Origin of the sequence: Bacillus alkalicellulosilyticus (assembly GCF_002019795.1) — a bacterium.
GTDB classification, from domain to species: domain Bacteria; phylum Bacillota; class Bacilli; order Bacillales; family Bacillaceae_F; genus Bacillus_AO; species Bacillus_AO alkalicellulosilyticum.
Genome location: NZ_KV917381.1, coordinates 4,029,958 through 4,056,330, shown reverse-complemented (window position 1 = coordinate 4,056,330; position 26,373 = coordinate 4,029,958). Strand labels below are relative to the sequence as shown.

General features: G+C 39.9%; 27 protein-coding genes. 25 read left to right on the top strand and 2 right to left on the bottom strand.

Going from position 1 to position 26,373, the window contains the following annotated elements:
* Window positions 1-279: 279 nt before the first annotated feature.
* The 20 genes from BK585_RS20375 (at window position 280) to BK585_RS20280 (ending at window position 20,830) form a co-directional block, all read left to right on the top strand.
* Window positions 280-1,146, top strand: a complete 867-nt coding sequence (locus tag BK585_RS20375) for a YitT family protein (protein ID WP_078556961.1) — start codon at window positions 280-282, stop codon at window positions 1,144-1,146.
* Between the two features lie 45 nt (window positions 1,147-1,191).
* On the top strand, window positions 1,192-1,590 hold the full coding sequence (locus BK585_RS20370; RefSeq protein ID WP_078555783.1) for a c-type cytochrome: 399 nt from the start codon (window positions 1,192-1,194) through the stop codon (window positions 1,588-1,590).
* Window positions 1,591-2,030: 440 nt separating this feature from the next.
* Window positions 2,031-2,717 carry a cell division ATP-binding protein FtsE gene (ftsE, locus tag BK585_RS20365; protein WP_078555780.1) on the top strand — a complete coding sequence of 229 codons (687 nt, stop codon included), beginning with the start codon at window positions 2,031-2,033 and terminating at the stop codon, window positions 2,715-2,717.
* A complete protein-coding gene (ftsX, locus tag BK585_RS20360; RefSeq protein WP_078555778.1) occupies window positions 2,707-3,597 on the top strand; it encodes a permease-like cell division protein FtsX in 891 nt (296 codons plus the stop codon). Before ftsE ends, ftsX begins: the two co-directional genes overlap by 11 nt.
* A gap of 42 nt (window positions 3,598-3,639) precedes the next feature.
* Window positions 3,640-4,926 carry a murein hydrolase activator EnvC family protein gene (locus BK585_RS24670; RefSeq protein ID WP_078555776.1) on the top strand — a complete coding sequence of 429 codons (1,287 nt, stop codon included), beginning with the start codon at window positions 3,640-3,642 and terminating at the stop codon, window positions 4,924-4,926.
* A 255-nt stretch (window positions 4,927-5,181) separates the two neighbouring features.
* On the top strand, window positions 5,182-6,639 hold the full coding sequence (locus tag BK585_RS20350) for a S41 family peptidase (RefSeq protein ID WP_078555774.1): 1,458 nt from the start codon (window positions 5,182-5,184) through the stop codon (window positions 6,637-6,639).
* A 129-nt stretch (window positions 6,640-6,768) separates the two neighbouring features.
* The gene (locus BK585_RS20345) at window positions 6,769-7,956 is read left to right on the top strand and encodes a PDZ domain-containing protein (RefSeq protein ID WP_078555772.1); all 1,188 of its coding nucleotides are present in this window, start codon (window positions 6,769-6,771) and stop codon (window positions 7,954-7,956) included.
* A 29-nt stretch (window positions 7,957-7,985) separates the two neighbouring features.
* A complete protein-coding gene (locus BK585_RS20340; protein ID WP_078555770.1) occupies window positions 7,986-8,210 on the top strand; it encodes a DUF2198 family protein in 225 nt (74 codons plus the stop codon).
* A gap of 75 nt (window positions 8,211-8,285) precedes the next feature.
* On the top strand, window positions 8,286-9,119 hold the full coding sequence (locus BK585_RS20335) for a nitroreductase family protein (protein ID WP_245805877.1): 834 nt from the start codon (window positions 8,286-8,288) through the stop codon (window positions 9,117-9,119).
* A gap of 276 nt (window positions 9,120-9,395) precedes the next feature.
* Complete coding sequence (gene uvrB / locus BK585_RS20330) at window positions 9,396-11,372, top strand: excinuclease ABC subunit UvrB (RefSeq protein WP_078555766.1); 1,977 nt, start codon at window positions 9,396-9,398, stop codon at window positions 11,370-11,372.
* Between the two features lie 7 nt (window positions 11,373-11,379).
* Entirely contained in the window at window positions 11,380-14,253 is a 2,874-nt protein-coding gene (gene uvrA, locus BK585_RS20325) for an excinuclease ABC subunit UvrA (RefSeq protein ID WP_078555764.1), read from the top strand.
* 84 nt (window positions 14,254-14,337) lie between these two features.
* Window positions 14,338-15,456 (top strand): DUF4097 family beta strand repeat-containing protein, encoded by a 1,119-nt coding sequence (locus BK585_RS20320; RefSeq protein WP_078555762.1) that lies wholly within the window; start codon window positions 14,338-14,340, stop codon window positions 15,454-15,456.
* A gap of 15 nt (window positions 15,457-15,471) precedes the next feature.
* Window positions 15,472-15,666 (top strand): PspC domain-containing protein, encoded by a 195-nt coding sequence (locus BK585_RS20315; protein ID WP_078555761.1) that lies wholly within the window; start codon window positions 15,472-15,474, stop codon window positions 15,664-15,666.
* Window positions 15,663-16,019, top strand: a complete 357-nt coding sequence (locus BK585_RS20310; RefSeq protein ID WP_078555759.1) for a phage holin family protein — start codon at window positions 15,663-15,665, stop codon at window positions 16,017-16,019. Before BK585_RS20315 ends, BK585_RS20310 begins: the two co-directional genes overlap by 4 nt.
* A 160-nt stretch (window positions 16,020-16,179) precedes the next feature.
* Window positions 16,180-17,112 (top strand): HPr(Ser) kinase/phosphatase, encoded by a 933-nt coding sequence (gene hprK, locus BK585_RS20305; protein WP_078555757.1) that lies wholly within the window; start codon window positions 16,180-16,182, stop codon window positions 17,110-17,112.
* Between the two features lie 17 nt (window positions 17,113-17,129).
* A complete protein-coding gene (gene lgt, locus BK585_RS20300; RefSeq protein ID WP_078555755.1) occupies window positions 17,130-17,999 on the top strand; it encodes a prolipoprotein diacylglyceryl transferase in 870 nt (289 codons plus the stop codon).
* A 12-nt stretch (window positions 18,000-18,011) separates the two neighbouring features.
* A complete protein-coding gene (locus BK585_RS20295; RefSeq protein ID WP_078555753.1) occupies window positions 18,012-18,947 on the top strand; it encodes a nucleoside recognition domain-containing protein in 936 nt (311 codons plus the stop codon).
* Window positions 18,944-19,591 (top strand): pyrophosphatase PpaX, encoded by a 648-nt coding sequence (ppaX, locus tag BK585_RS20290; protein WP_078555751.1) that lies wholly within the window; start codon window positions 18,944-18,946, stop codon window positions 19,589-19,591. The genes BK585_RS20295 and ppaX overlap by 4 nt, the downstream gene beginning before the upstream one ends.
* Window positions 19,588-20,106, top strand: coding sequence for an acyltransferase (locus BK585_RS20285; protein WP_078555749.1), 519 nt, complete (start codon window positions 19,588-19,590; stop codon window positions 20,104-20,106). Before ppaX ends, BK585_RS20285 begins: the two co-directional genes overlap by 4 nt.
* 97 nt (window positions 20,107-20,203) lie before the next feature.
* A complete protein-coding gene (locus BK585_RS20280) occupies window positions 20,204-20,830 on the top strand; it encodes a hypothetical protein (RefSeq protein ID WP_078555747.1) in 627 nt (208 codons plus the stop codon).
* A gap of 258 nt (window positions 20,831-21,088) precedes the next feature.
* Here BK585_RS20280 and BK585_RS23775 read toward each other — a convergent pair whose 3' ends face one another.
* Together BK585_RS23775 and BK585_RS20270 are read right to left on the bottom strand one after the other, a co-directional pair.
* Window positions 21,089-21,397 carry a hypothetical protein gene (locus BK585_RS23775; RefSeq protein ID WP_139367602.1) on the bottom strand — a complete coding sequence of 103 codons (309 nt, stop codon included), beginning with the start codon at window positions 21,395-21,397 and terminating at the stop codon, window positions 21,089-21,091.
* Entirely contained in the window at window positions 21,352-21,582 is a 231-nt protein-coding gene (locus BK585_RS20270) for a hypothetical protein (RefSeq protein WP_078555743.1), read from the bottom strand. Before BK585_RS20270 ends, BK585_RS23775 begins: the two co-directional genes overlap by 46 nt.
* Window positions 21,583-21,719: 137 nt before the next feature.
* On the opposite strand from BK585_RS20270, the gene BK585_RS20265 reads away from it, so the two are divergent.
* The 5 genes from BK585_RS20265 (at window position 21,720) to hisB (ending at window position 26,372) form a co-directional block, all read left to right on the top strand.
* On the top strand, window positions 21,720-22,235 hold the full coding sequence (locus tag BK585_RS20265; protein WP_419095552.1) for a GNAT family N-acetyltransferase: 516 nt from the start codon (window positions 21,720-21,722) through the stop codon (window positions 22,233-22,235).
* Between the two features lie 463 nt (window positions 22,236-22,698).
* Window positions 22,699-23,883 carry an ATP phosphoribosyltransferase regulatory subunit gene (locus BK585_RS20260; protein ID WP_078555741.1) on the top strand — a complete coding sequence of 395 codons (1,185 nt, stop codon included), beginning with the start codon at window positions 22,699-22,701 and terminating at the stop codon, window positions 23,881-23,883.
* Window positions 23,876-24,508 carry an ATP phosphoribosyltransferase gene (hisG, locus tag BK585_RS20255; protein WP_078555739.1) on the top strand — a complete coding sequence of 211 codons (633 nt, stop codon included), beginning with the start codon at window positions 23,876-23,878 and terminating at the stop codon, window positions 24,506-24,508. The genes BK585_RS20260 and hisG overlap by 8 nt, the downstream gene beginning before the upstream one ends.
* Window positions 24,509-24,510: 2 nt before the next feature.
* Window positions 24,511-25,782, top strand: a complete 1,272-nt coding sequence (hisD, locus tag BK585_RS20250; protein WP_078555737.1) for a histidinol dehydrogenase — start codon at window positions 24,511-24,513, stop codon at window positions 25,780-25,782.
* Window positions 25,782-26,372 (top strand): imidazoleglycerol-phosphate dehydratase HisB, encoded by a 591-nt coding sequence (gene hisB / locus BK585_RS20245; protein WP_078555735.1) that lies wholly within the window; start codon window positions 25,782-25,784, stop codon window positions 26,370-26,372. The genes hisD and hisB overlap by 1 nt, the downstream gene beginning before the upstream one ends.
* Window position 26,373: the final 1 nt, after the last annotated feature.

Below are 26,373 nucleotides of genomic sequence, written 5' to 3'. Positions count from 1 at the left end.
GTAATTTACACATTACTCTGGACTTGACTAGATAGAGGACTGGGTGTCCGTTAGTCTCTGAAAAATCTGGTTTTAAGTAAATTAGAGGAACGTATGTCCGTTAGCTCCCAAACAGCTCCAACCCACAGGTGTATTCATACTTTCGACATTTACAGTACACACTAAAAAAGCATTCTGACACCGCGCTAAAGCGTTAATTGGTTCCTGTTTACACTTCATTTAGAGAGTGCTATACTACGTTCGGAAATCAAAGGAAATGAGTGTATAAAAATGATGATGATGGTAAACAAACGGAGAACACCAATTAATCCAAAGCTTCAAGCTGTTAGTGATTATGCCTATATTTTAATCGGTTCAGCCATTGTTGCAATTGCCTTTAATTTATTTTTACTCCCTAACCGAATTGCCTCTGGGGGAGTAAGTGGGATTAGTACGATTACATATGATTTATTTGGGATTGAGCCTGCCTTTGTTCAATGGGGATTTAACATCCCGTTGTTTATTTTAGGGATATTGCTTCTTGGTGGAATGAAGTATGGAGCAAAAACGCTCGTAGGTACAATATTTTTACCGTATGTAGTTCTTCTCACACGACACCTTGAACCGGCAACAAGTGACCCATTGCTTGGGGCTTTGTTTGGTGGAATTGGTGTTGGTCTTGGGCTTGGGATTGTCTTTCGTGCAAATGCTAGTACTGGTGGCACGGATTTGGCTGCACAAATTATTCATAAGTATACAGGTCTGTCTCTTGGCGCATGTGTCTTTATTCTTGATGGACTTATCGTTGCGACATCAGCAGTAGTCTTCTCAATTGAACTAGCTCTTTATGCGTTAATTGCTTTATTTGTCACTGGAAAAACGATTGACTTAGTCCAGATGGGGGTAGGCTATTCAAAGGTTGCTTACATTATTTCTAATGACCAAGATGCAGTTAGACAAACGATATTAACAGACCTTGATCGCGGAGTCACGAAATTATCAGCGTACGGTGGATATACAGAGGAAGAACGCCCCGTGCTCATGTGTGTAGTTCACCAAAATGAAGTCAATAAGTTAAAGCAAATGGTGAAAGCTGTTGACCCGAAAGCATTTGTTGTCGTTACAAATGCAACAGAAGTGTTAGGTGAGGGTTTTAAATTACAATAATTTGGGATAATAGGTGTGAACGGAAACAATGTAGGAGGGAAAATGATGAAAAAATCACTATTGGCCATATTGGCTGTGTTAGCTCTCGTTCTTGGAGCCTGTGGTGGTGGTGGTGGAAATGAACCAGCTCCTGCTGAACCTGAACCAGCAGAGCAACCGGAAGACGCTGCCCCTACCGAAGAAACCGAACCGACAGCCAATGAAACAGAAAACTTAGAGTATGATGCTGTGACAGCTCAAGAAGCCTATCAAGCAAGTGGCTGTATTTCTTGTCATGGTGGAGACTTGCAAGGGGTTGGGTCAACTCCTGGTTTAGTAGGATTGGATTATTCGTGGGAAGAAATTTTGTTTATCATTGACCACGGCCAAGGAACGATGCCTAAAGGTTTAATTTCAGGACCGGAAGCTGAGAACCTAGCAAAATGGATTGCAGACCAGCAATAATCAAAGAGGGTGGGAAAAAGGTTGTTTTACCTTTTCCCACCCTCTTCATTGTTTGAATTATGTAACTAAAAACAAAAAATCTGACAATATTATTGTAATTTAAAACTAAAGAGGAATATTGTGGTATAATTATGAATATGTAAAATGTTGAAAAATGTAGAATAATATTAGAGGATATTACACCTACTAAGCAATACATACGTAAATTTTTGAGGAAAATGAAATAAAATTGTAATAAAATTCAATGCCCATTATAAAAAAAATGGTGTTATAATATTAAATGATTATGTTCGACAACAACTGTGTTCTTTTTTGCCATTTCAACAATTACCCACAACAAAAAATAGAACATGTATATTATAATGTACTTTTATTTACCCCAAATTTATAGCTAGTAAACATACTAACAACAAATGTCTGGGAAACAGGAAGTGATAATATTGATAGACATGAAAGATGTTTGGAAGACTTATCCAAATGGCATGAAGGCGATAAATGGGATCGATATTACGATTGGTAAAGGAGAATTTGTTTACGTTGTTGGACCAAGTGGTGCAGGAAAATCGACATTTATCAAAATGATGTATCGAGAAGAAAAGCCGACTAAAGGCCAAATTTTTATAAATGGTACAAACTTAACAACGCTAAAGGAAAAACATATTCCTTTTTTACGTAGACAAATTGGAGTCGTGTTTCAGGACTTTAAGCTCCTACCAAACCTTACAATCTATGAAAATATTGCGTATGCTCTTGAGGTAATCGAAGAAAATCCAGATTCGATTAAACGAAAAGTGATGCAAGTTCTTGATATCGTCAAGTTAAAAAATAAAGCTCGGTTCAAACCAGATGAGTTATCTGGTGGAGAGCAACAACGTGTAGCGATTGCAAGAGCCATTGTCAATCGACCTGCTGTATTAATCGCTGATGAACCCACTGGTAACCTAGACCCCGATACGGCCTGGGAGATTATGGACACTTTAGAAAGCATTAATAATAGAGGAACAACTATTGTCATGGCCACTCACAATAAAGAAATTGTAAACACAATAAAGAAAAGAGTAATCGCTATTGAAGATGGACGAGTAGTTCGTGATGAGGTAAGGGGGAATTACGGATATGAAATCTAGAACCCTTGTCCGACATGGGAAAGAAGGAGCAAAGAACCTCATTCGCAATGGCTGGATGACGTTTGCTTCAATAAGTTCTGTATCCATTATGTTGTTAATTGTAGGATTATTTCTCCTATTAATTATAAATATGAATCACATGGTTCAAACCGTTGAAGAAGATGTTGAAATCCGTGTTCATATTGAACTTACGGCAAATGAAAAACAGGAACGAGATTTACAGCGTTTGATTGAACAGTTGCCTAATGTAGAAAGTGTTGTATTTGTAGGTCGTGATGAAGGTTTAGACCAGTTTATTGAAAGTATGGAAGATATGGGTACGGCCTTTGAAGGCTTACGTGAAGAAAATCCATTTAATAACATACTCGTTGTTCGTGCAGTGAGTCCACATTTAACGGGTTCTGTCGCGGAACGAATAGAAGACCTTCCTAATGTGTATTCGATTAATTATGCACAAGATGTGGTCGAAAAGTTATTTGAAGCAACAAATCTTGTGCGCAATGTGGGAGTTTTTCTCGTTGGAGCCATGATGTTCACGGCGATGTTTTTAATTGCAAATACGATTAAGCTAACGATTGTTGCGAGAAAACGAGAAATTCAAATCATGAAGCTTGTTGGTGCTACAAACGGATTTATTCGCTGGCCGTTTTTTGTAGAGGGTCTTCTGTTTGGGGTCGTAGGTGCAGCTATCCCTATTATTCTACTTGCACTAGGCTATTCCTATGCTTCAGATAGTTTTAATCAGCGTTATGATATGTTCTTTACATTATTGCCGCTCAATCCAGTCATTTATCAAATAAGTGCGGTACTGCTACTAATCGGTGCTTTCATAGGCGTATGGGGTAGTATGATGAGTGTTCGGAAATTTTTACGAGTTTAAGAGAATTTAGGAATACGATGTTTGTTAAGAGGAGGAATTTGAGTGCGGCGCAGGTTATTTTTGATAGTAGCAGCATTAATTATGACAATAGGAACCGTGATGTCAGGTGTAGGGTTAGACCTTGCATGGGCAAACACGAGTTCATTTGAACAACAAATTCAAGAGGTTCAAAAAGAAAAGAATGAAACCGAAAAAGAAGCAAAAAAGAAAGAACAAGAGTTAGCGAAAGTTGAAGCTGAAATCCAAGAATTAAATAAAGAAATTAAAAGAATTGATGATGAAACAGCTAATACATCACAACAAATCACTAAGAAAAAAGAAGAAATCGAAGTTGTAACAGAGCGAATTGAAGAATTACAAGAAGAGATTCGCATTCTAGAAGAGCGTATTGCTGAGCGTGATGAGATTTTAAAAGAACGTGCTCGTTCGATGTACCAAAATGGGGGATCCATTAGCTATCTAGAAGTTATATTAGGTGCAAAAAGCTTTGGTGATTTTTTAGACCGAGTGAGTGCATTATCGATGATTGCTCAACAGGATCGTAGCATCTTAGACGCCCATATATCTGATCAGGAACAGCTAGAAGAAACAAAAACTCTTGTAGAAGCTGAATTGCAAAAACTTGAAGGCCATTTAGTTCAATTAGAAGGTCTAATGGTTAAACTTGAAGATTCACGTAAAGAAAAAGATAAAATCATGGACAAGCTTGGTGAAGAAGAAGATAAGATTTATGAAGAACTTGGTGAGTTAGAAAATGCAGCTGAAATTCTTGCTGCCCAAGAAGTAGCCATAAAGAAAGAAAAGGCTGCATATGAAGAGCGTCTTCGTAAAGAAGAGGAAGAGCGTAAAAAACAAGAACAGTTAAGTAAACAAAGTGGAGGGAATTCTTCAACTCCAAGCCGTCATGCAGCACCATCTGATAATGGGTCAGCTGTATTTATGCGACCAGCAACAGGGTCAATTACTTCAGGATTTGGTCAACGTTGGGGAAGACTACACGCAGGAATTGATATTGGGAAAAATGGACGTACTGGTGATGTGCCAGTTGTTGCAGCTGGAGCAGGTACTGTTGTTGATTCTTTCTACTCGTCGAGTTACGGAAACACCGTTATTATTTCTCATATGATTGACGGACGCACAGTAACGACTTTATATGCACATTTGGAAAACCGTGCCGTTAGCCGTGGTCAAAGTGTAGAAAGAGGTCAGTTCCTTGGAAATATGGGGAATACAGGACGTTCGACTGGACCACATCTTCATTTTGAAGTTCATGAGGGACCTTGGAATGGACAAGCCAACGCAAGAAATCCAATGAATTACATTCAATAAAAACATAAGGGTGGGAAAAAAGGTTCTTAATACTTTTTATCCCACCCTTATGTTTTGGCGGTATTGTGGTGATAGTTAATCTTTCCGCTTGAATTCATATGTGAATATATAGTAGATTATATTTATAGTGCAGAAGATTAGTCTAATGTGCTTTTTGTATCATATTATGTACAGGCTCCTCATATACTACATTACACATTGTAGGAGGCATTGCATCATTGATGTGTCTCTTTCTGCAAAGAAGAGGGTGGATTCATGAATAGTAAGGCGAAAATGATATTTTTCACGGTAGTTCTTTCATTTCTTGTAGGAGCTAGCGGGATGTATGTTGGGATGGATTATCTCAATGAAAAAGGTGTGGGGCACGGGGCGGAGGAAGCTTCGACCGAGCCAGAAACAACAATTGATGATGAAGTAGCTGTCGATAAATTCATGAAAGCCTTCCAACTGATAAGTGAGCAATATGTGGAAGGTGTGGATGAAAGAGACCTGCTTGAAGGTGCAATTGAAGGGATGCTGAACAGTCTTGAAGATCCATATTCCGTTTATATGGACCAAGAATCAGCGAAAAGCTTTGAAGAAGCACTTGATTCTCACTTTGAAGGAATAGGTGCCGAGGTCAGTATGACCAATGGACAGGTAACCATTATTGCTCCGATACGGGATACACCTGCGGAACGCTCTGGCCTATTGCCTAATGATAGAATTGTAAAAATTGATGGCGAAACGACTGAAGGCTTGTCATTATATGAAGCTGTTAATCGTATTCGCGGAGAAAAGGGTACAATTGTAGAACTGACAATCAATCGTCCCGGAACAAGTGATTTACTAAACTTCGAAGTAGAGCGAGATACAATTCCATTTGAAAGTGTTCGTACAAAAGTTGTAGAACATAAAGGAAATAACATTGGTGTTCTTGAAATTACAAGATTTGCTGAAGAAACAGCAGTAGAGTTTAAAGAGGGTCTACAATCACTTGAAAGCCAAGGAATCGATGGACTTGTGATTGATGTCCGCGGAAACCCAGGCGGATACCTGAATGTGGTTGATGAAATTGGGAAGCTAATCATTCCACATAAAAAACCAATTGTTCAAATTGAAGGTCGAGATGGTGAAAAAGTTCGTTATCTTTCATCGTTAGACGACCCTAAAGAGTACCCGATTGTCGGCCTGATTGACCAAGGAAGCGCATCAGCTTCAGAAATCTTAGCCGCTGCTTTGAAAGAAGCTGGTGACTATGAACTTGTTGGTCAGACTACTTTTGGTAAAGGAACTGTGCAACAGGCAATAACGCTAGGGGATGGAAGCCAAATTAAACTATCGCTGTTTAAGTGGTTAACTTCGGATGGTAACTTTATTAATAAAATTGGTGTTGAGCCAACGGTTGAAGTAAGTCAGCCTGAATATTTCTTCCTGCCACCTTTAAATACAGAAGAGGATTTGAAATTTGACATGATTGGCGAACAAGTTAGAAATGCCCAACTTATGTTAAAAGGTCTTGGCTTTGAGCCTGGTCGTACAGATGGATATTTTGGTGAGCAAACCGTGCAAGCGGTAAAAGCATTCCAGGAAGTGAATAGCATTGAAGCGACAGGAGAAATTGATAGTGAGACTGCAACATTTATTCATGGTGCGATGAACGAAGTCATTCGTAACATTGACAATGACAGACAAATGCAAACAGCTTTTGAAATCATCCTCAAGTCAAACTAGCAGAGCAGGATAAAATTAGAAGGATGTCGAAGTACATGGGATAGTGTATACTAAAACTATCCCATGTATTTTTTTATGGCTATATATAATATCGATTTTTACATAGATGTAATGGGGAGGGAGAAGCAAATGGATATAGCAATAGATGTCGTAAAAGGAATAGCCACGTTTTTTATCCATCCTATAGTATATATTGGAATTCTTTATGCGCTTTGGATGGGAATCCTTCGTGTCAAAAAAGAGCGCCATGATTTCCATAGTCGGATATATGATTTTATTGATGATGTAAAAACGACACTCGCTGGTGGGTTACTTGCTGGACTCCTGTTATCAATAGCTCTTGTCGTTGCTGGAGTAGTCTTAGCTCCAAAGGTTCTTGTTACGATTGGTATTATCTATTTCTTATTTATGCTAACCTTTCAAGTGCGATTGTTGTCTCCAGCCTACACCTTACCCTTTGTCGTCCTAGCAATGTATATATTAGATTGGTGGAAAGCACCTTTTTATTTTTTCACGCAACAAGACTTGTCCGCGATGCTTGATTGGACAGTTAATGTTGCCCTTTTATTCGCAGTTTTGCTCCTTGTCGAAGGGTTTTTAATTCTTTCTTCAGCCCATAAAAAAGTGTCTCCGCGAATTTTTCAAGGAAAACGGGGGAAATATGTAGGGGCTCTTGAAAGCAAAAGGTTATGGTTGCTTCCCTTAGTTCTTGTTGTTCCCTCAGGACAACTTCCTGAATGGTTGTATTGGCCTCTTCTGTCGCCGACAGTCTCAGAAGGATATGGGGTTGTGATGGTCCCATTTTTTATAGGGTTTAGTCAGTTATTGTTTTCTGGAGTGGCGAGCTTGAGAACGAAAGAAATTGGTCGGAAAGTTGGATTGCTCGGAGTTATCGTACTCGCGTTAGTATTAGGGGCTTATTTTTACTGGCCATTGGTGATCGTTTCAGCTGCAGTAGCGATAATTGGTCGAGAGGTCATCTTCCAGTTTTATAAACAAAAAGAGAAGAATAGCCCACGCTTTTTCACACCTAAAGGAGAAGGTGTAGTTGTGTTAGGCATCATTCCTGGATCCTCTGCTGAAAAAATGGGCCTATTGGTCGGAGAAAGTATAGTCAAAGTAAATGGTACTGCAGTCAATAGTCCAACAACGTTTTATGAAGCGCTACAGCGAAATTCAGCATTTTGCAAGTTAGAAGTTATTGATATCAACGGAGAAAAGCGTTTCGCTCAATCCGCCTTATATGCAGGCGAACACTATCAAATTGGTGTTGTGTTTGTAAAAGAAGAATTGCAATTAAAGGATTCAATTGTGTAATTGACCGAGTGGAAGGGGAACTAGCTTTGATGTTAGATTTGATTTTGGCACTCATCCTGCCGTTTATCATAATGGTGGTTGTGACACGAGTGGCTTTTAGTGTCATTGGAGCGGTAATCGTTTCAGTCATGATTATGATTTTTGGGATCGGGGTTCACGAGCAGTCCTTTCTAGTAATCGCTCTAGCACTCGTTTCCACAGTCGCTGGTTGGTTTGCGGCTCAAAAAGTATTAAAAAAGAAGCCAGGGATGTAAAGGAGGGTGTGCGTATAGGAGAGAAATCCTTTGCGTGCACCTTTTTCGATGTGAAAAATGAGGAGATGGATTATAGTGTCAATTCTAGAAACGATGCGTCAGCGGAAATCGAAACGAACGTTTGAGGTAAAAGAAATCACTCAAGGAGACCTTGAGATTCTAAAAGAGTTGGTGGTGAAAGAAAGTGGAAGTCATGGTCGCATCGAGCTGATAGAAGTGACAAACAATGTGACAGATAAAGGGATAAAACTTGGGACTTATGGGATTATTAAAAACCCGCAAGCCTATTTAGTCGGAATCTCTAAAAACGATACACCATCAATAGTAGGACTTGGCTATCATTTTCAAAAGATTGTACTAAAAGCTGTTGAAATGGGGTTAGGAACCTGTTGGATGGGAGGAACATTTAGTAGGAACTCATTTTCTAAAGAAATCTTAATGAAGGACGATGAGTTTATCCCTTGTATCTCTCCCCTTGGGTACCCAAGAGATAAGAAGGGTGTCATCGATAAGACGATGAGTTTCATTGCAAAATCAGCTAATCGAAAAGAATGGGATCAACTCTTTTTTGAGAATACTTTTGAAAGAACACTTACGAAAAGTGCTTCTGGAAAGTTCGAAACTGCACTTGAGATGGTTCGAATTGGTCCGTCTGCATCGAACAAGCAGCCCTGGAGAATCCTTTTATCAGAGGACCAGACTCATCTTCATTTTTATATTGAGCACACACCAAACTATAGCCGTGGGTTTGGCTATGATATGCAATTATTAGACATGGGAATTGCCAAGTGCCAATTTGAATTGGCCTGTAACGAAGTGGGGATGGATGGAGAGTGGATGGAAACTGAGCCCCGTCTTTCCTTACCTTCTAAAAATTACGAGTATATCTGCAGCTGGAAAACTAGATAATGAGTATGGATGGAGATCCCAAGAGGTTACGAACGACCTTTTGGGATTATTTTATTGTTCATCACTAGTGGATGATAAAATGCGCACACGAAACGAAGAGTGGAAGCCAAAAACGAGTACGTAAACCAAAATACACATAGGATACAGTATAGGAAAGAAGTTGCAATTTGCTTAATTTTAGGAATGTACGTTCGTTTTTTTGGGAATTTTGGGGTTGGCTGTGATATAATATCGATACTAATAAGCACGTGATATGAATGTGAGGAGTGAAGACGGATGGAAGGGACGTTTAATCTCGTTTCTGACTATAAACCAGAAGGAGACCAACCAGCTGCTATTAAAAAGCTAGTAGAGGGAATTCAGCAGGGGAGAAAGGAACAAACCCTGTTAGGAGCGACAGGAACAGGGAAGACCTTTACGATTTCAAACCTGATTAAAGAAGTGAATAAACCGACATTAATTATTGCCCATAACAAAACGTTAGCGGGGCAATTATATAGCGAGTTCAAGGAGTTTTTTCCAAACAATGCGGTAGAGTATTTTGTTAGTTATTACGATTACTATCAGCCTGAAGCCTATGTCCCTTCGACCGATACATTTATTGAGAAGGATTCTAGCATCAATGAAGAAATAGACAAGCTCCGTCATTCAGCTACAAGTTCGTTATTTGAACGAAAAGATGTAATCATTGTGGCGAGTGTGTCTTGTATTTACGGTTTAGGTTCTCCTGAAGAGTATAGTGAATTAATGGTCTCTCTTCGTACAGGGATGGAAAAAGAACGGAATCAACTCCTTCGGGATTTAGTTGATATTCAGTATGACCGCAATGATATTAATTTTACTCGCGGAACATTTCGTGTGCGTGGAGATGTCGTTGAAATCTTTCCAGCTTCACGTGACGAGCAATGTATTCGTGTTGAGTTTTTTGGTGATGAAATTGACCGAATTACCGAAGTAGATGCGTTAACCGGCGAGATAAAAGGCGAGAGAAGCCATGTCGCTATTTTTCCGGCGTCTCACTTTGTCACTCGTGAAGAAAAGCTACTTAAGGCGATTACGAGAATTGAACAAGAATTAGAGGTCCGTCTAAAAGAGTTGCATGAAAACGGAAAGCTGCTTGAAGCGCAGCGTCTTGAGCAACGGACGAGATATGATTTGGAAATGATGAGAGAGATGGGCTTCTGTTCAGGAATTGAAAACTATTCAGGTCATTTAACATTTCGTGAAGCGGGAGCAACACCATATACTTTGCTAGACTTCTTTCCGGAAGATTATCTAATTGTGGTCGATGAATCTCATGTTACGCTTCCACAAATCAGGGGTATGTACAATGGAGATAGAGCACGAAAACAAGTTCTTGTCGACCATGGCTTCAGGTTGCCATCAGCATTAGATAACCGACCTCTTCGATTTGAAGAATTTGAAGAGAAACTGCAACAGATTGTTTTTGTTTCTGCGACTCCTGGACCATATGAGCTAGAGAAAACACCAGAAGTGGTAGAGCAGATTATTCGTCCAACAGGATTAGTAGATCCAACGATTGATGTGCGACCGAGTAAGGGACAAATTGATGATTTAATTGCGGAAATTAATGATAGAGTCGCTAAAAATGAACGGGTACTTGTAACAACGTTAACTAAAAAAATGTCAGAGGACTTAACTGATTACTTAAAGGAAATTGGAATCAAAGTCCGTTACATGCATTCGGAAATTAAAACACTCGAGCGACTGGATATTATCCGTCAACTCAGACTTGGTACGTTTGATGTACTCATCGGAATTAACCTTCTCCGGGAAGGGTTAGATATACCAGAAGTGTCGTTAGTGACGATACTGGATGCGGATAAGGAAGGCTTTTTACGTTCAGAGCGATCGTTAATTCAGACAATTGGGCGAGCAGCTAGAAATGTGAATGGGCATGTCATCATGTATGGAGATAAAATTACGAAATCGATGCAAATTGCCATAGATGAAACACAACGACGTCGAGCAAGACAGCAAGAGCATAATGAGAAACTTGGAATTACGCCACAAACGATTAAAAAGAGAATTCCAAGTGTTGTTCAGGCGACGTACGCAGCAGAAACCGAAGAAACGTATGAAGCACCTGTACCGCAGAAGTTGAGTAAGAAAGACCGTCTTGCCATGATTGAACGAGTTGAAAAAGAAATGAAGGATGCAGCACGCGAGTTAAACTTCGAACGAGCTGCAGAGTTACGTGATCTATTATTAGAGCTTAAAGCGGAAGGATGAAGTAAGGATGGCCTTAGAAAAAATAGTCGTCAAGGGAGCACGCTCTCATAATTTAAAAAACATAGATGTCACCATCCCAAGAGATAAACTAGTAGTATTAACTGGTCTTTCTGGTTCAGGAAAGTCGTCGCTTGCTTTTGATACGATTTATGCTGAAGGACAACGGCGCTATGTTGAGTCACTTTCTGCTTATGCGCGACAGTTTTTAGGACAGATGGATAAGCCAGATGTTGATGCGATCGAAGGATTATCGCCTGCTATTTCAATTGACCAAAAAACAACAAGTCGAAATCCTCGTTCTACGGTTGGAACGGTTACAGAGATTTTTGACTATTTACGCCTGCTCTATGCTCGTATTGGAAAACCGATTTGTCCAAAGCATGGAGTTGAAATTACATCACAAACGGTGCAGCAAATGGTTGACCGTATTTTTGAATATCCTGAGAGAACAAAAATGCAAATACTAGCGCCTGTGATTTCTGGGCGAAAAGGTGAGCATACAAAAGTTTTAGAGGACATGAAAAAGCAAGGATTTGTTCGTGTCCGAGTTAACGGAGAGATACGTGAAATTGCTGAGGACATTAAGTTAGAAAAAAATAAAAAGCATAGCATTGAAGTTGTCGTAGACCGTGTCGTCATTAAAGAAGGCGCACAAACAAGAGTGACCGATTCCTTAGAAACGGCATTGCAACTTGGTGATGGCCGTGTACTTGTTGATGTGATTGATCAAGAAGAGCTATTGTTTAGCCAGCATCACGCATGTCCGCATTGTGGATTTTCAATATCGGAACTTGAACCAAGAATGTTTTCGTTTAACAGTCCGTATGGAGCTTGTCCGTCTTGTGATGGGCTTGGTTCAAAGCTTGAGGTCGATTTAGATTTGGTTATTCCAGACTGGACTAAAACGTTACGAGACCATGCGATAGCACCTTGGGAACCAACAAGTTCCCAATATTACCCGCAGTTGCTAGAGGCTGTGTGTGAGCATTATAGCATCGACATGGATGTGCCAGTTGACCAAATCCCTAAACCGTTGCTTGAAAAAGTGTTAGCGGGGAGTGGGACTGAGAAAATTTATTTCCGTTATGAAAATGAGTTTGGCCAAATTCGGGAAAACCTTGTACAATTCGAAGGTGTTCTTACTAATGTCGCAAGACGCTATCATGAGACAAGCTCAGATTATATTCGTGAACAAATGGAAGCGTACATGCAACAAAAACATTGTCCTACATGTAAAGGCTATCGTCTTAAAAAAGAAAGTCTAGCTGTATTTGTTGGTGGCAAACATATCGGAGAAGTATCGACTCTATCGGTAAAAGATGCACTGACGTTCTTTGAAACGGTTGAATTGACACCGAAAGAAACAGCGATTGCACGGTTAATTTTAAAAGAAATCAATGACCGCCTCGGCTTCCTTATCAATGTTGGACTAGACTACTTAACATTAAGTCGAGCAGCAGGGACGTTATCAGGTGGAGAGGCTCAGCGCATTCGTCTCGCGACTCAAATCGGTTCATCATTGATGGGAGTTTTATATATATTAGATGAACCATCAATTGGACTCCATCAACGTGATAATGACCGTCTCATTCAAACTCTTGAGCATATGAGAAACTTAGGTAATACGTTAATTGTGGTCGAGCATGACGAAGATACAATGCTTGCGGCTGATTATATTATTGACATAGGTCCTGGAGCAGGAGTACATGGCGGAATGATTACAGCTCAAGGGACTCCAGCAGAAATTATGAATGATGAAAACTCGCTCACTGGTCAATATTTATCAGGGAAAAAGTTCATTGCTTTACCTCCTGAACGTAGACCATTATCGTCACGCAGGTTAACGATAAAAGGAGCGACTCAAAATAATCTGAAAAACACAACTGCTTCGATACCACTTGGTGTATTTGTAGCAGTTACAGGAGTTTCAGGCTCTGGAAAAAGTACATTGATTAATGAGATATTATATAAAACATTGGCTCAAAAACTGCAAAGAAGTAAAGACAAGCCTGGGGCACATAAGGAGATTGAAGGGATTGAACATGTCGATAAAGTGATTGATATTGACCAATCACCTATTGGACGAACGCCGCGTTCCAATCCTGCGACATATACAGGTGTATTTGATGACATTCGTGATGTCTTTGCGATGACAAATGAGGCGAAGGTTCGTGGATATAAAAAAGGTCGGTTTAGCTTTAATGTCAAAGGTGGGCGTTGTGAGTCATGTCGTGGAGACGGCATCATTAAGATTGAGATGCACTTTTTACCAGATGTTTATGTTCCTTGTGAAGTCTGCTATGGCAAACGTTATAACCGTGAGACTCTTGACATCACATATAAAGGAAAAACCATTTCAGATGTCCTTGAAATGACAGTGGAAGAAGGACTTGAGTTTTTTGCAAATATCCCGAAAATCAACCGAAAAATCCAAACGCTCGTTGATGTTGGACTTGGATATATTAGGCTTGGCCAGCCAGCGACAACATTATCTGGAGGAGAAGCTCAACGTGTGAAGCTTGCCTCTCAGCTTCATCGCCGCGCAACAGGAAAGACGATATATATTTTAGATGAACCAACGACAGGTCTTCATGTAGACGATATTGCAAGATTACTTGTTGTATTGCAACGTCTAGTCGACAACGGTGATACCGTTCTCGTTATTGAACACAATCTCGATGTCATTAAAAGCGTGGACCACATCATTGATTTAGGACCTGAGGGTGGAGATAAAGGCGGTCAAATAGTAGCGACAGGTACCCCGGAGGAAGTAGCCGAAGTGAGCGGATCTTACACTGGCTATTACTTAAAGCCAATCTTGCAACGAGAACGCGAACGGATGGAAAAGCATATTTCTGAAAAAGAAATGGTGAAAAAATAAGAAAAGTGTAACTTTCTTCTTTCAGTCACGTATGTATTATTGAAGTTAATTATAATTATTTTTTTCCGAAAGGGAGCGTATCTAATGGAAGAAAGAAAAATGATTTTAAAAATGGTTGAGGACGGAAAAATAACAGCGGAGGAAGGCGTAAAATTATTACAGGCATTAGGAAATGAACAGGAGGGTTCAACGACTGTAGATAGTGAGCCAACGCCTCCGAAGACAAAAGAGGTCTCAACTTCGGTAAATTGGGATTATGAAGGAAACGATAACAGTAGCAGTCAATCAGCCTATCATCAATCATCAGGAACGAGTCTCTTTTCTAGTTTTATCGAAAGTGCTATTCAAAAGATTCGAGACTTTGATTTAGATTTTAACTTTGGTTCTTTTGTTGAAGTCAATCATATTTTCCAACACTCAAACGTCTCGTTGTCGGCAGTCGATATCTCTGTTGAAAATGGCTCAATTACAGTGGTTCCTTGGAATGAAGATGATGTCCGCATTGAATGTAATGCAAAAGTGTATAAGGCAAGAGACACTGAGGAAGCTCGACGAATTTTACTACAGGAAGCCGTCTTTGATAGCGAAGGAAGTACACTTCGGTTTTATACAAAAGTAAAATCGATTAAGCTTCAGACAACGTGCTATTTGCCACAGCAGCAGTATGAGAGATTCAAGCTGTATTCGTTTAATGGAACGTTAAAAGGGGAAAACATTAATGCGGAAACGTTTGAGTCAAAGGTTGTCAATGGCCGCATTACATTAGCTGATGGTACATTCTCCCGATTGGTGTCTGAGACCGTTACGGGCCCAATCGAAGTCACTAATGTTAAAGCGAGTCGTGCTGAGGCACAAACGGTCAATGGAGCGATTACGCTTAAGGGGCAGCTGGCTGATGTTGATATTGAAACCGTCAATGGTACGGTTACCTATGAAACATCAGAAACAGAAAACGTCAGCTTTGCTGAACTTCGTGCCACAACCGGAAGCATTAACATTATTCTCCCTAAAGGAATTCGGATTGATGGAAAGCTGAAAACGAATGTCGGAGGCTTTACTTGCGATCTAGAAAACTTTGAAATCATTGAAGAGAAAAAAGATTTTGTTCAAAAATCTTTAGGCTTTGTCGCCAATAAAGACATCCAAAAGGGAATTAAGCTGCACGGTACAACAAATACAGGTTCAATCACAGTCAAGCAATAATAGGAGGTCTTGTTTATGAAACGATTATTTCGTGCTCAGTTTGACCGGAAGTTTGCTGGAGTTTGTGGAGGTCTTGCCGACTATCTAGGGGTTGATAAGGCAATGGTTCGTATTTTGACCGTAGTCGGCGCTATTTTCTTTTTTCCTGTAGTCGTGGCGTATATCGTAGCTATTTTTATTATTCCCAATGAACAGGATTTGATTGAATGAGATTACTGTCCCACTTATTGGTGAACACACTTGTGTTAGTCGTAGTTGCAGCATATTTCAATAGTTTTTACTTATCTGGAATAGGAGCAGCGTTTGTTGCAAGTATCGTTATTTCTATTCTTAATGTTTTTGTAAAACCGATAATCATCTTTTTGACATTGCCAGTTACAATACTTACCCTTGGTTTGTTTTTATTTGTTGTTAATGCGATAACCCTCTGGCTAGCTGCAGCTTTTATGGGCGATGCGTTCGTCATTAATGGCTTTGGGATGGCTATTATAGCAGCTGTGGTGATGTCTATCTTAAGTGCTCTAATTCAAAAGATAATCGTAGAACCTTTAACAAAAAAATAGGTCGGTGGAAAACACATGAGCTGGGTAGAGAGCTCATGTGTTTTTTTGTAGTTGTTAAGGTGATATAGTGATTCATACATATTAAACCAAATTCTGCTATAATAAAGGCATTAGTTGAACAAGCTTATACTAAACACAGTATTTGGATGGAGGTTTTTGAATGCCAAAGGTAACCGCTAATGATTTAATTGAAAAGTTTAATTTAGAGCTTGTTAGTGGGGAAGAGGGAGTGTATCGTCCCATCACAACGAGTGATATATCAAGACCAGGGATAGAGATGGCTGGATTTTTCACGTATTATCCAGCAAAACGTTTGCAGCTTCTTGGAAGAACAGAGTTATCCTTTTTTGAACAGTTAGGTGAAAACGAAAAAGGAGATAGAATGCGCAATCTATGTACATACGATACACCAGGTATTATCATATCTCGTGGACTTGAAGCGCCGCCGGAACTTATAGAGGCTTCAGAGGAAAATGGAGTGCCTTTGTTACGGTCACCATCCTCAACAACACGATTAAGTAGTAAACTTACCAACTTTTTAGAAAGTCAGTTGGCACCTATGACCGCTGTTCATGGTGTACTGGTTGATATTTACGGAATCGGTGTCCTCATCACAGGAGCCAGCGGTGTCGGGAAAAGTGAAACCGCGTTAGACTTAGTTCGAAGGGGTCATCGTTTAGTTGCTGATGATTCAGTTGAAATTCGCCAGGAGCATGAGGATATTTTAGTAGGGCGTTCACCTGATCTCATTCAGCATTTACTAGAGATAAGAGGGTTAGGAATTATAAATGTGATGACGCTATTCGGGGCAGGGTCAGTGCGTCCGTTTAAGCGTGTTGCCTTAGTCATTCATTTAGAGCTTTGGGACCAAAAGAAAGCATACGATCGACTAGGCCTTGAAGAAGATATGTTAAAAATCATTGATGTAGATGTACCAAAGCTAACCGTTCCTGTTCGACCAGGGCGTAACTTAGCTGTTATCATTGAGGTTGCGGCAATGAATTTCCGGTTAAAACGACTTGGTATGAACGCTGCTCAGCAGTTTTCAGATCGTTTAACAGATGTGATTGAAGAGGGAGATAGAGAATTTTAATAGGGAAGGTGAAATCATTGGAAGAAGCAATTCAACCATTAGGTCGCGTTGCACTTGAATTAGGACCACTTACGATTTATTGGTACGGGGTGCTAATCGGGCTTGGGGTTATTCTTGGCTATATTGTAGCGACAAGAGAAACAGTGAAACGTGGCTTACCTAAAGATACTTTTGCGGATTTATTGTTATATGCGTTACCGATTGCGATTTTGTCGGCTCGGCTTTATTATGTCATTTTTCGTTGGGAGGATTATGTAGATAATCCGATAAAGGTGTTTTTTATTTGGGAAGGTGGCTTAGCTATTCACGGGGGAGTCATTGGTGGTGTAGCAACAGCGATCGTCTTCTGTAAAAAAAGAAATCTACCCATTTGGAAGATACTCGATATTACAGCACCGAGTTTATTGATTGGCCAAGCGATTGGACGTTGGGGGAATTTCATGAACCAAGAGGTTTATGGAACAGAGGTCTCTCGTCAGTTTCTTGAAGGTTTAATGCTACCAAGGTTTATTATTGATCAAATGTATATTAACGGTACCTATTATCACCCAACGTTCTTATATGAATCATTATGGAACTTGCTAGGGTTAGCGGTTCTTCTCTATTTACGTCGGGTCAATTTACGACAAGGTGAAATCTTCTTAAGCTACTTAATTTGGTACTCGGTCGGTCGTTTCTTTATTGAAGGGATGCGGTTAGATAATCTCTTAGTTGGTGGGATGCGTACCGCTCAAATTGTTTCAATCGTTTTAATTGTTGGGGCAGTTGTACTTTGGATATACCGTCGTAAAGCGGGATTGGCAGAACGACGTTATCTGGATGATGAGCCAAAGAAAGAGTTACCGAAATCAACAGGAAAAAAGAAAAATAAAAAGAAGAAAAAATAAAAGAGGGTACGTATGTTAAAACGAGGGTTGTTGGTTGGACTTCAGACGACATGGACGCTAGGGAAAATTATTTTTCCAATCACTCTCCTCATTACAATACTTAGTTATACTCCTATTCTTGGTTGGATAGCTTGGGGGTTAACGCCTTTAATGGGAGCAATCGGTTTACCAGGTGAGGCGGCCATTCCGTTAGTGTTAGGAAATTTTCTAAATTTATATGCAGCTATTGGTGCGATTCTCACGATGGACCTGACAGTAAAAGAGGTATTCATATTAGCTGTCATGCTCTCTTTTTCTCATAATTTACTTGTAGAGTCAGCGGTTGCGGCCAAAGTTGGAATTCGGATGTCTGTTGTAATCGGAGTTCGCATTGGATTAGCGCTTTTATCTGGGTGGTTGATTCATCTTGTCTGGCAAGGTGGGAGTGACACCGCTCGTTATGGACTAATTTCTTCAAGTGAAACGGACCCTACTAGCTGGTTAGGAATTGTATTCAAAGGAATAGAAAGTGCGTCTATTGGTATTTTTCAGTTAGCGTTAATTGTGATTCCGCTGATGGTGTTCGTCCAAGTGATGAAAGAGAAAAACTGGCTTGCTCTGTTTGCACGGATGATGTCTCCCTTTACAAAACTTTTAGGGATACGTGAGAATACGTCGACGACATTAGCGGCAGGTCTTCTCTTCGGATTAGCTTATGGCGCTGGCGTGATGATTCAAGCGGCGAAAGAAGACGGTGTAAAAAAGAAAGACCTTTATTTAGTCTTTATCTTTCTCATCGCTTGCCATGCGGTCATTGAGGACACATTAATTTTCATTCCACTTGGAATCCCGATATGGCCTCTGTTGTTATTTCGAATGATTACAGCCATACTCATTACAGTCGGTGTTGCGTTTATTTGGAACCGACTAGAAAAAAAGAATCAGCTCAGTAGAAAGGAAGCCGTATGAAAATAGATACAATTTTATTTGATTTAGATGGGACGCTTATAAATACAAATGAGTTAATTATCGCTTCGTTTTTACATACGTTAGAGCACTATAAACCGGGTGAATATACGAGAGAAAAGGTACTCGATTTTATTGGTCCATCGCTTCATGATAGCTTTTCGAAAGTGAATCCTGACGCAGTAGAAGAGATGATTACCCATTATCGAACATTTAATCATACCAAACACGATGAACTTGTCGAGGAGTATGAAGGTGTTCGCGAAACGATTGCGGCTCTTCATGAGCAAGGTTTTAAACTAGCAATCGTAACAACTAAAATTCGAAAAACGGCAATGATGGGGCTTGAACTCACAGGATTAAAACCGTATTTCGATGTTATCGTTGGACTTGATGATGTCGAGCGTGCTAAACCAGACCCTGAACCGTTGAATAAAGCGATGGTGGCCCTTGGGTCCAAACCTGAAACAACGATAATGGTTGGAGACAATCACCATGATATTCACGGCGGAAAAAATGCCGGAACAAAAACAGTTGGGGTAGCCTGGGCAATAAAAGGAGAAGCGTTCATCCGCTCTCATCATCCTGATTATGTGATTAATAAGATGAGTGATTTGCTGGCGATTGTGGGAGTGGAAGAAAAGTGAGAAACACCACCCGCTATAAGGTCGAGGGCGCAAATTCACTGTGGCAGTTATACAAAACAGTTCCCTTTGTAAAAGTCGCAAAAAACTTTGTCGTCATTCAGTTATCTAGGTACACTCCTTTTATACCAGTGAAAAATTGGCTGTACCGCAGATTTTTAAAAATGAAAGTGGGAGACCAAACCGCAGTCGCTTTAATGGTTATGATGGATATCATGTTTCCTGAAAAAATATCAATTGGGAAAAACACGATCATCGGTTATAACACAACGATTTTAGCTCATGAATATTTGATAGACGAGTACCGATTAGGAGATGTCGTTATCGGTGATGAAGTGATGGTGGGAGCAAACTCAACCATTTTGCCTGGAGTCACAATTGGAGATGGTGCTATCGTATCAGCAGCTACGCTAGTACATCAGGATGTTCCCGCTGGGGCGTTTGTTGGTGGAAATCCGATGAGAGTGATTTACACAAAAGAAGAAATGAAGAACAGGAAGAAAGAAGAGATTTTATAATAGACTTTGCAAGAAGCATTTCTCTAACAAGGAGAAGTGCTTTTTTATATAGAACTATAACGTATGTATGTAAATAATATATGAAGTAGGGATGAATATGATTTATTACGGAAAATATGTTGATTATCCGCCATCCTTAAGAATGTTAATGGAGGTAGAAGAGGAACTAAAAGATAGCCTATATTCGTTAGATACTATCTTGTTACTAGAAGAAAAGCCTTTTGTTTATCCAATCACTCCTTATGATGTAATAACTTTTGCTAGTGCAGGAGTAGACGGGATACACTTTGGCTTTTTAACGGATTTTGGCCAAGTAGACAATCTTGAGGAAGCTTATATTGTTTGTGTTAGTCCAATGAATTTTGATCACCCGATTAAAATCGTAGCTCGGAATATAAAAGAATTTCTAAGGCTGCTCATAACAATGGGGTACGAAAGCAGTTTGATTGAAAATATTAATAATTACTCGAGTGAAAAAGAGTACTTACAATTATTTGCTGAAATCAAAAAGTCTCGTATATCTCCTGAATATGAGGAACAAGTTCAACTGATTTGTGATAAGTTGAGTGACAAGTTTGGTATCTCTAAGTTTGAAAACTTGTACGAATATGTAGAAGTGGTTTTAAAACGAGAAAGAGAAAAAGTAATGTGTATTAAAACATTAGATGGTTTAGGGATTATTAATGCGAATGCAACTGAAAATAATCATAGCTCACTAGGTTAACTAAAGATAATTTTGCAGAAATTGAATTTGAAGAGATTGAAAAATTCTTTGCCGTTGCGACAACAGCAAGTAAATTAGCGTGTATAAGAGATATTCAATTTATAATACCTTATGATTATTATGCAGGACTTAAGGACTTGATAGGGACTGAACTATTAAAAATGGATATACCTGATGTAGCCTATCGTTTTAATTTATCGACAAGAGCTTGAGGTAAATAGGCATGGACAAAAAGTGGACTATCTCTTGTCCATGCCTTTATTTATACTTTGCTTCCCACTCACTATGCCATGTAGGATAATCGATACCTTCTATTTCCATCAGTGAAGGCATATTATCAAGTTGATGGTAGCCACCCCGATACATTTCCTTTGCAATAGGGGATGACACGCCTCCAATGACGTCATGATTCCATACGAAAACTTCAACATAAACACCTTCCACAGGATTTTCGATAGTATCATATATGTCTTCTAGTGGATGGTTTTTTACGGAAAAAGAATGAACAGTAATCGTCTCATTTATATAATCGTCTGGAGAAATCGATTGTGCTGCCCATTTAAACAAGAGTCCTTTGTAATGACAACTGAGCTTTCTTCATGAAATTCAACGACTTTATATCCTTTCTCTTTCAAATAATTGAAGGCATGCTTTCCATCCGCGCTTAACCCATCGCTATTGATAGACTCACTACAGCCGATAGTAAAGATAAATAAGAATATAATTGCAACTAGTAAAACATAGTTTTTCATGAGACATCCCCCTAGTCTTTTCCTAATTATATCGTTCATCTAGGTTTCTTGGATTTCATTTAGTAAACCGAAAAAATAAATGTATTAAAATAAAAATACTATATTATAAGAAAGAGAGAAAAAGATTGGAGAAGGGATTGATTAGATTGACCAACCAATTAAAAATCGAGCAATTATTTTCCGCTGATAGACACTATGAACAACTTTCTGAATTACTAATTCGAGTTGTAGAAGATGGTGCGTCAATTGGATTCTTGCCACCCATCAAACGAGAGGATGCGGATAAGTATTGGACACAAGTCATACAGCCTGACACCTTATTATTTGTGGCTAAGCTTAACCAACAAATAGTTGGAAGTGTTCAATTACAACTATGTACGAAGCAAAATGGAAATCATCGGGCTGAAATCGCTAAACTCATGACCCACCCTACATATCGGCGGATGGGAATTGGTCGCATGCTTATGAATAAAGTGGAAGAACGAGCAGTAGAAGAAGACAGATCCCTAATAGTTCTCGACACAAGAGAGGGAGACCCGTCAAACGTTCTGTATGCTTCACTTGGTTATGTTCAAGCAGGGAAAATTCCCAATTATGCGAAGTCATCTACAGGTGAACTACATCCTACGGTTTTCTATTATAAGTTAATATGAAATGAACTAGGGTGAGCACGGGCCAGTGTCTCCCCCTTCTTTACAGTATCAGTCGCAATCTTTTGATATAATAGGTGGACAAGCTAAAATTGCAATGAGGTTGTTTTGCTTACGGACACTGAGTCCTCTAATTCGCCTAAGATCCTCTTATTTTAAATGGTACGGACACAGGAGACCTTATTTTCCTAAAAACTAGTGAATTTAAGCTGTTTTTAGGAAAATAAGAGCACTGGTGTCCGTTACAGCAAAAAATCCTGAAAAAAGCGTAATATAAGGTACCTCATGTCCGTTAGAGGGGTGGGCAACTAGTTAGATAGCAACTTCACACATCCAATATAAGAAAAAACTGCTCGCCGTTTTTTCTTATATTTATTGACGGGTTTAGGAAACCCGTGTAAACTAAAAACAATACTCTTTATCTTATTAGCACATTAGCGAACTAAAGTGTACGGAGCGTGAGAAAATGACAAAATTATTTATGTTTGAAAAACCATTAGGAATGAGAGATGTGCTTCCTACTCTCTTTGAAACGAAGGAAGCAATAGCGAGTGCCATGAAGCAAGAGATTTCAAGCTGGGGATATCGTGCGATTCAAACACCAACCCTAGAATATTATGAGACGGTTGGGGTAGAGTCTGCGATTTTAGACCAACAGCTCTTTAAGTTATTAGACCAACAGGGACATACCCTTGTGTTGCGTCCAGATATGACAGCTCCGATTGCGAGATTAGCGGCATCGAGCTTGAAAAATGAAGCTTATCCATTACGTCTATCGTATCATTCTACGTTATACCGAGCTCAGCAAAGCGAGGGCGGCAAGCCGGCGGAATTTGAGCAAATTGGAGTCGAGCTTGTTGGAGATGGTACGGCAAGTGCGGACGGGGAAGTGATTTCTTTAATGATCGCTGCATTACAACGAGCAGGATTGGAAAACTTCCAGATTGCGATTGGTCATATCGGCTATGTGAATGCGTTATTACTTGAGATTGTCGGAAACGAAGAGCGTGCAGATGCACTTCGTCGTTATTTATATGAAAAAAATTATGTGGGCTTTAAGCATCATGTGAAAAGTTTATCGTTATCTTCTATTGATAAAGAACGTTTATTAAAGCTATTAACGCTTCGAGGCGGGCATGAAAAACTAGAAGCAGCGAGGGAACTTGTTCACGGTGAAGCAGGTCAAAAGGCGTTAGCTGAGTTAACAAAGCTATGGGACGTGTTAGAGAGCTATGGTGTGAGCGAGTTTGTGAAGCTTGATCTCAACCTAGTGATGCATATGAGCTACTATACTGGCGTTGTATTCGAAGGGTATAGCAACAATCTTGGAACGCCACTTGGAAGTGGAGGCCGCTATGATGAGCTTTTAGGCAAATTTGAGCGTCCTGGCCAAGCAACAGGCTTTGGTATTCGATTAGACCTTCTTGTGGAAGCGATCGGAACAACCGATACCCAACAAAGCGAAACGTGTATTATTTTTAGCAATGAAAGAAGAAAAGAAGCGATTGCTCTTGCAAAAGAAAAACGAGCGAACGGAGAGTCTGTTGTTCTTCAAGATTTAGCGGGAGTGAATGATGTAGATATTTTATCTGAGCAATTTTCTGACGTCGTTTATTTTATTGGAAAGAACGGAGGTGGAGCGAATGAGTGAGCTGTTAACCGTTGCGATGCCAAAAGGTCGTATTTTTGAAGAAGCAGTCGAGCTACTTCGCAAAGCTGGTTATGATTTACCTAGCGAATTTGATGATTCAAGAAAATTAATTGTAGACGTACCTTCTGCGGGGATGCGTTTTATTTTAGCAAAACCAATGGATGTGCCAACGTATGTGGAACATGGTGTGGCCGATGTTGGGGTAGCGGGTAAGGATACGATGATTGAAGAAGAGCGCGATGTGTACGAAGTGCTTGATTTACAAATTAGTGAATGCTATTTAGCGGTAGCTGGTCTACCTGGATATAAAGAAACAGGAATTGCGCCTAAGGTTGCATCGAAATATCCGAACTTAGCGACACAATATTTTAAGGAGCAAGGCGAACAGGTTGAAGTCATTAAGCTTAATGGTTCAATCGAGTTAGCTCCTCTAGTTGGATTAGCAGACCGAATTGTTGATATTGTTTCAACAGGACGCACACTGAAAGAAAACGGATTAGTAGAACTTGAGACGATTGTTCCAATTACATCAAGACTTATCGTAAACCCTGTAAGTTACCGAACGAAAGATACGCTTATTGACGAAATGGTCGAGCGTTTAGCTAAAGTGGTGGAGGGAGAATAATTATGAAAATCATTCCAGTCACAAAAGAAGTCTCGTTAAAGCGAACGATTGATACCGGAACGGAAATGCAACAGGATGCGGTTATGAATATCATTGCCCAAGTGAAAGAACAAGGTGATTCAGCTTTGTTTACACTAACTGAGCAATTTGACAACGTAAAATTAGAAAGCTTTGCGGTGACACAAGCAGAGATTGATGCCGCTTATCAAGAGCTTGATGATGAAATCCTTGAAGCGATTCGAGCAGCGATTGCGAATATCAAGAACTTTCATGAGCGTCAAAAGCGCCAATCGTGGATGACAACAGAAGAAGATGGAACGATTTTAGGACAAAAAATTACGCCGCTTGATTCTGTTGGAGTTTATGTCCCTGGAGGAACGGCAGCCTATCCGTCTTCGATTATGATGAATGTTATTCCTGCTCAAGTAGCGGGGGTAAAAGATATCGTGATGGTTTCTCCACCACAACAAGATGGTACATGGTCGGCAGGTGTTCTCGTTACAGCTAATGAACTTGGTGTGAAGCAAATGTTCAAAGTTGGCGGAGCTCAAGCCGTTGCCGCGTTAGCTTTTGGAACAGAGACAATTCCTCAGGTTGATAAAATCGTCGGACCAGGAAATATATATGTTGCATTAGCGAAGCGTGCCGTGTTTGGCCAAGTTGATATTGATATGTTTGCTGGACCAAGTGAAATCGTTGTTTTAGCAGATGGTGGCGCAAACCCGACTTATATTGCAGCTGATTTATTATCGCAAGCAGAACATGATAAAATGGCTTCTGCTGTGGTCGTTACTCCTTCTCAACAATTGGCTGAAGCTGTCGTTACTGAAGTGGAAAAGCAGCTCGCTGACTTACCAAGACGTGAGATTGCAGAAGCTTCGATTCAGGACTATGGTGCGGTCTATGTTACCTCTTCAATGGAGGAAGCGGTCGACGTTACAAATCAGTTGGCGCCAGAGCATTTAGAAGTGCTTGTAGAAGACCCGTTTTCGTATGTGGCAAAAATCCGTCATGCTGGAGCTATCTTCTTAGGCCCTTATAGTTCAGAGCCTGTTGGTGATTATTTTGCCGGACCGAATCATGTGCTTCCAACAAACGGTACAGCACGCTTTTCTAGTCCATTAAATGTAGACGACTTTACAAAAAAATCGAGTATTATTTCATATAGCAAGCAAGCCTTACAAGCCAATGCCACTAAAATTACAGCACTCGCCCGTTTAGAAGGGCTTGAAGCTCATGCAAGAGCGATTGAAAAGCGAATGGAGGAATCATAATGTCAGAGCGTCGTGCGCAAATTGAACGTAATACGAATGAAACAAAAATTAAATTAGATTTTATGGTTGATGGAGAAGGAACATCAAATTTAAATACGGGAGTTCCGTTTTTAACTCATATGCTTGATTTATTTACAAAGCACGGTCACTTTAACTTAACAGTTGAAGCTGATGGAGACACGGAAGTCGATGATCACCATACAACAGAGGATATCGGCATTTGTCTTGGGCATGTGTTAAAAGAAGCGCTAGGCGATAAAAAAGGAATTAAGCGTTATGGTTCTGCATTTGTACCAATGGATGAGACGCTAGCTCAAGTCGTTGTTGATTTAAGTAATCGACCGCACCTTGAGTTCCGCGCAGAGTTTCCAAGTCAAAAAGTAGGAACATTTGATACAGAGTTAGTTCATGAATTTTTATGGAAGCTTGCGATTGAAGCTCGTATGAATTTGCACGTGATTGTTCATTATGGACATAACACTCACCATATGATTGAGGCGATCTTTAAAGCATTGGCTCGAGCATTAGATGAAGCGACACAAATTGACGAGAGAGTGAAAGGTGTTCCGTCTACGAAAGGAATGTTATAAA

Excerpts from the sequence above, each read along its gene's own strand:
- uvrA (WP_078555764.1), top strand. The coding sequence starts at position 11,380 with ATGGCCTTAGAAAAAATAGTCGTCAAGGGAGCACGCTCTCATAATTTA.
- BK585_RS20295 (WP_078555753.1), top strand. The coding sequence starts at position 18,012 with ATGTTAAAACGAGGGTTGTTGGTTGGACTTCAGACGACATGGACGCTA.
- BK585_RS20340 (WP_078555770.1), top strand. The coding sequence starts at position 7,986 with ATGTTAGATTTGATTTTGGCACTCATCCTGCCGTTTATCATAATGGTG.
- BK585_RS20310 (WP_078555759.1), top strand. The coding sequence starts at position 15,663 with ATGAGATTACTGTCCCACTTATTGGTGAACACACTTGTGTTAGTCGTA.
- BK585_RS20350 (WP_078555774.1), top strand. The coding sequence starts at position 5,182 with ATGAATAGTAAGGCGAAAATGATATTTTTCACGGTAGTTCTTTCATTT.
- hisG (WP_078555739.1), top strand. The coding sequence starts at position 23,876 with ATGAGTGAGCTGTTAACCGTTGCGATGCCAAAAGGTCGTATTTTTGAA.
- ftsX (WP_078555778.1), top strand. The coding sequence starts at position 2,707 with ATGAAATCTAGAACCCTTGTCCGACATGGGAAAGAAGGAGCAAAGAAC.
- BK585_RS20270 (WP_078555743.1), bottom strand. The coding sequence starts at position 21,582 with ATGAAAAACTATGTTTTACTAGTTGCAATTATATTCTTATTTATCTTT.
- hisB (WP_078555735.1), top strand. The coding sequence starts at position 25,782 with ATGTCAGAGCGTCGTGCGCAAATTGAACGTAATACGAATGAAACAAAA.
- ppaX (WP_078555751.1), top strand. The coding sequence starts at position 18,944 with ATGAAAATAGATACAATTTTATTTGATTTAGATGGGACGCTTATAAAT.
- uvrB (WP_078555766.1), top strand. The coding sequence starts at position 9,396 with ATGGAAGGGACGTTTAATCTCGTTTCTGACTATAAACCAGAAGGAGAC.
- BK585_RS20375 (WP_078556961.1), top strand. The coding sequence starts at position 280 with ATGGTAAACAAACGGAGAACACCAATTAATCCAAAGCTTCAAGCTGTT.
- hisD (WP_078555737.1), top strand. The coding sequence starts at position 24,511 with ATGAAAATCATTCCAGTCACAAAAGAAGTCTCGTTAAAGCGAACGATT.
- BK585_RS20345 (WP_078555772.1), top strand. The coding sequence starts at position 6,769 with ATGGATATAGCAATAGATGTCGTAAAAGGAATAGCCACGTTTTTTATC.
- BK585_RS20280 (WP_078555747.1), top strand. The coding sequence starts at position 20,204 with ATGATTTATTACGGAAAATATGTTGATTATCCGCCATCCTTAAGAATG.
- BK585_RS20315 (WP_078555761.1), top strand. The coding sequence starts at position 15,472 with ATGAAACGATTATTTCGTGCTCAGTTTGACCGGAAGTTTGCTGGAGTT.
- BK585_RS20320 (WP_078555762.1), top strand. The coding sequence starts at position 14,338 with ATGGAAGAAAGAAAAATGATTTTAAAAATGGTTGAGGACGGAAAAATA.
- hprK (WP_078555757.1), top strand. The coding sequence starts at position 16,180 with ATGCCAAAGGTAACCGCTAATGATTTAATTGAAAAGTTTAATTTAGAG.
- BK585_RS20260 (WP_078555741.1), top strand. The coding sequence starts at position 22,699 with ATGACAAAATTATTTATGTTTGAAAAACCATTAGGAATGAGAGATGTG.
- BK585_RS20370 (WP_078555783.1), top strand. The coding sequence starts at position 1,192 with ATGAAAAAATCACTATTGGCCATATTGGCTGTGTTAGCTCTCGTTCTT.